At 66.4% G+C, this 4,145-nt stretch carries 4 protein-coding genes; all 4 read left to right on the forward strand.

The annotated features are described in order from the left end of the window. On the forward strand, positions 1-550 hold a 550-nt coding region (locus tag VMR03_RS08995; RefSeq protein WP_414693164.1), incomplete at its 5' end, for a Ppx/GppA phosphatase family protein. After that, complete coding sequence (locus VMR03_RS09000; protein ID WP_325404367.1) at positions 547-1,284, forward strand: RlmE family RNA methyltransferase; 738 nt, start codon at positions 547-549, stop codon at positions 1,282-1,284. The genes VMR03_RS08995 and VMR03_RS09000, both read left to right, overlap by 4 nt. A gap of 242 nt (positions 1,285-1,526) precedes the next feature. Then, positions 1,527-2,987 carry an IMP dehydrogenase gene (gene guaB, locus VMR03_RS09005; protein ID WP_325404369.1) on the forward strand — a complete coding sequence of 487 codons (1,461 nt, stop codon included), beginning with the start codon at positions 1,527-1,529 and terminating at the stop codon, positions 2,985-2,987. A 19-nt stretch (positions 2,988-3,006) separates the two neighbouring features. After that, positions 3,007-4,145, forward strand: a 1,139-nt coding sequence (locus VMR03_RS09010) for an RsmB/NOP family class I SAM-dependent RNA methyltransferase (RefSeq protein WP_325404371.1), incomplete at its 3' end; no start/stop codon positions are given.

Below are 4,145 nucleotides of genomic sequence, written 5' to 3' on the forward strand. Positions count from 1 at the left end.
TTGCGGCGTCGTCACGCTGGCCGAGCGCCATGGCGGCGTCGAGGTTTCGGCCGAGCTCTACGACACCATGGTGGCGGAGGTGAGCGAGCGCATTGCGCCTTTCTTCGCAAGGCTGCAGGCGGTCCGGGGCGGGCAGGGCGAGGAGAGTTTCCACCTCCTCGGTACGTCGGGCACGGTGACGACCATCGCCGGCGTCCATCTCGGCCTGCCGCGTTACGACCGCAACCAGGTCGACGGCATCTGGATCACGCCGGCCGACGTTCACCGGGTGACCCGCGACCTTTTGGAGCTCGATTACGACATGCGGGCCGCGCATCCTTGCGTCGGCCGCGAACGGGCGGATCTGGTGCTCGCGGGTTGTGCCATTTTCGAGGCCATCGCGCTGGCCTGGCCGGCCCAGAGGCTCCGCGTCGCCGACAGGGGTTTGCGGGAGGGCATTCTTCTGTCACTCATGGAGGCCGACAGCGCGCGGCCCCGCCGGCGTCGCCGCCGCAGGCGCGGGGGCAAACGAACGTCGGGAGAGCGCGCCGCAGGAGAGCGTTCGTCATGAGCGAGAAGAAATCGACAGGCAAGGGTCTCACCAAAGGCAATGCGCCCCGCGCACTGAAGGTGCGCGTCAAGACCGCCAAGAAGCGTACGCTCTCCTCGACGCTCTGGCTGCAGCGCCAGTTGAACGACCCTTATGTCCATGCCGCCAAGAAGGAGGGCTACCGCTCCCGCGCGGCCTTCAAGCTTTCCGAAATGGACGACAAGTTTCATTTCCTCAAGGCCGGCGCGCGGGTCGTCGATCTCGGCGCCGCGCCGGGCGGCTGGTGCCAGATCGCGGTCCATCGCGTGAAGTCGCTCGAGGGGCGCGGCGACAAGCAGGGCCGCGTCATCGGCGTCGACATCCTCGACATGGAGCCGATGCCCGGCGCCACGATTATGAAACTCGACTTTCTTGCCGAGGGCGCCGATGCGCAGGTGAAGGCGGTGCTGGGGGGCGAGGCCGACGTCGTCCTCTCCGACATGGCGGCGCATGCGACCGGGCATCGCCAGACCGATCATCTGAAGATCATGGCGCTCTGCGAGGCCGCCGCCCAGTTTGCGACCGAAGTGCTGAGCGAGGGCGGGACTTTCCTCGCCAAGGTCTTGCGCGGCGGAACGGAGAACGAGCTTCTGGCATTGCTCAAGCAGCACTTCCAGAACGTCCGCCATGTGAAGCCCTCCGCCAGCCGGGCCGATTCGGCCGAAATGTATGTGCTGGCTCAAGGGTTTCGCAAGAAGACCGAAGAGTCTTTGTAAGGCTCTCGTGAAGGCATTCTATTGTTTATTGTCACCCCGGGCCCGTCCCGGGGCCGGAGCATAAATGCCAAGCGAGCCGCTCTTGGATCCCGGCACAAGGCCGGGATGACGGTATCGCATTGGGCGAGCTAGGGCGGCTTTTTGCAGGTGCTCAATCTTCCTTTGCATTCCAACGGAACGATGGTAGAAGCCTCCGCCAACACATGAATCGGCCCGATGTTGACGGGCAGGAGGTTGGCAAGATGATCCGCGAAGCACTGACGTTCGACGACGTACTCCTGCTGCCGGCGGCTTCCTCGATCCTTCCAAGTCAGGCGGATACCAGAACGCGGCTCACGCGTTCGATCACGCTCGGCATCCCGCTTCTCTCCGCCGCCATGGATACGGTCACCGAAGGCCGCCTCGCCATCGCCATGGCGCAGGCCGGCGGCATCGGCGTTCTCCACCGCAACATGTCGGCGGACGAGCAGGCCGAGAACGTCCGCATGGTCAAGAAGTTCGAATCGGGCATGGTCGTGAACCCGGTAACCATCGAGCCCGACGCGACGCTCGCCGACGCCTTCGCGCTGATGCAGCGCCACGGCATCACCGGCATTCCGGTGGTCGAAGGTTCGGGCAAGCTCGCCGGCATCCTCACCAATCGCGACGTGCGCTTCGCCACCAATCTCAAGGAGCCGGTCCGCAACCTGATGACGAAAGACAATCTCATCACGGTGAAGGACGGCGTCAGCCAGGAAGAGGCCAAGCGCCTTCTTCACAAGCACCGGATCGAGAAACTCCTCGTCGTCGACGACAATTATCATTGCGTCGGCCTCATCACGGTGAAGGACATCGAGAAAGCGCAGCTTCATCCGAACGCCGCCAAGGACGATCAGGGGCGCCTGCGCGTCGCGGCCGCCACGACGGTGGGCGACGAGGGCTTTGCGCGTTCCGAGGCGCTGATCGCGGCCGGCGCCGACGTCATTATCGTCGATACGGCCCATGGCCATTCGGCCCGCGTGTCGGAAGCGGTCGAGCGGATCAAGAAACTTTCCAATGCAACGCAGGTCATCGCCGGCAATGTCGCGACGGGCGACGGCGCCAAGGCGCTGATCGATGCGGGCGCTGACGCGGTCAAGGTCGGCATCGGCCCGGGCTCGATCTGCACCACGCGCATCGTCGCCGGCATCGGCGTACCGCAGCTCACCGCGATCCTCGATGCAGTCGAAGTCGCCCGCAAGGCCGACGTTCCGGTCATCGCCGATGGCGGCATCAAGTTCTCCGGCGATCTCGCCAAGGCAATCGCGGCCGGCGCCGAATGCGCGATGATCGGCTCGCTCTTTGCCGGCACCGAAGAGAGCCCCGGCGAGGTCTTCCTCTACCAGGGCCGCAGCTACAAGGCCTATCGCGGCATGGGCTCGGTGGGCGCCATGGCGCTCGGCTCGGCGGATCGCTACTTCCAGCAGGACGTGAAGGATTCGCTGAAGCTCGTCCCGGAAGGCATTGAAGGGCAAGTTCCTTATAAGGGTCCGGTCGGCAATGTCATCCATCAGCTCGTCGGCGGCCTGCGCGCCGCGATGGGCTATACGGGCTCGGCGACCGTGAAGGATTTCCAGACCCGCGCCCAGTTCGTGCGCATCTCGTCGGCCTCTCTTCGCGAGAGCCATGTTCACGACGTCACCATCACGCGCGAGGCGCCGAACTATCCCGGCGTCGGCAGCTAACCCGAGTTCAGGTAGCAACATGACCCCCGGCGCCCGCCTTCAGGCGGCGATCGACATTCTTTCCACCATCGCCGAGACGCGGCATCCGGCCGATCGTGTCGTCGACGGCTGGGCGCGGGCGAGCCGCTTTGCCGGATCGAAGGACCGCGCGGCGGTGAGCGAGCTCGTCTACAGCGTACTTCGGCATCGCGCGGAACTCGCCTCGGCGCTCGGCCACGAGACGCCGCGACTGCTCGCCCTCGGCGCGGTCTCGCTGATTGAGGGGCAGGGCCCCGCCGGTGCCATGGCGCTCGCGGACGGCTCACGTCATGCACCTGCCGCACTCGCGCCGGAAGAGGCGACCGCATTGAAGGTTGCGGCTCTTCCGCCCGCCGACGCGCCGGCCTTCGTGCGTCTCAACTATCCCGAATGGCTTCACCCCGAATTCGAGCGTGCCCTGGGCGACGATCTCGAAGCCGAGATGGCGGCGCTGATGGAGCGCGCGCCGACGGACCTCCGCGTCAATCTCCTGAAGGGCACGCGCGAGGACGCGCAGGCCGCGCTTGCCGCCGAGAAAGTCGAGACCGAGCCTTGCCCGCTTTCGCCCTGGGGATTGCGGCTCAAGGCGCGCGCCAACATCGCCGGCCTCAAGGCTTTCCGTGACGGGCTCGTCGAGCTGCAGGATGAAGGCTCGCAGCTTGCCTGCCTCATTACCGGCCCGGTGCCGGGCGAACAACTCGTCGATCTCTGCGCGGGCGGCGGCGGAAAGTCGCTGGCGCTTGCCGCGCTGATGGACAATCGCGGCCAGATCCACGCCTGCGACACGGATCGGCGGCGTCTCGCGCGGTTGATGCCGCGGGCGCAGCGCGCGGGTACGCGCAATATCCAGACCCGCTTCATCAAGCCGCATATTCTGCCGGGCGGGCCCGATCTCGATTTCGAAGGGCTGGAGGGCCGCGCCGATTGTGTGCTGGTCGATGCGCCCTGCAGCGGGACGGGCGCTTGGCGCCGCAGCCCCGATGCGCGCTGGCGGCTCACGCCCGACCTGCTCGAAAGCTACCGCGTGACGCAGGCGGAAGTGCTGGCGCGCGGCGCGCGCCTGGTGCGTCCCGGCGGACGGCTTGTCTATGTGACCTGCTCGATACTGCCCTCCGAGAACGAAGACCGCGTCGCGGCCTT

Source organism: Parvibaculum sp. (genome assembly GCF_035511255.1).
GTDB lineage: Bacteria > Pseudomonadota > Alphaproteobacteria > Parvibaculales > Parvibaculaceae > Parvibaculum.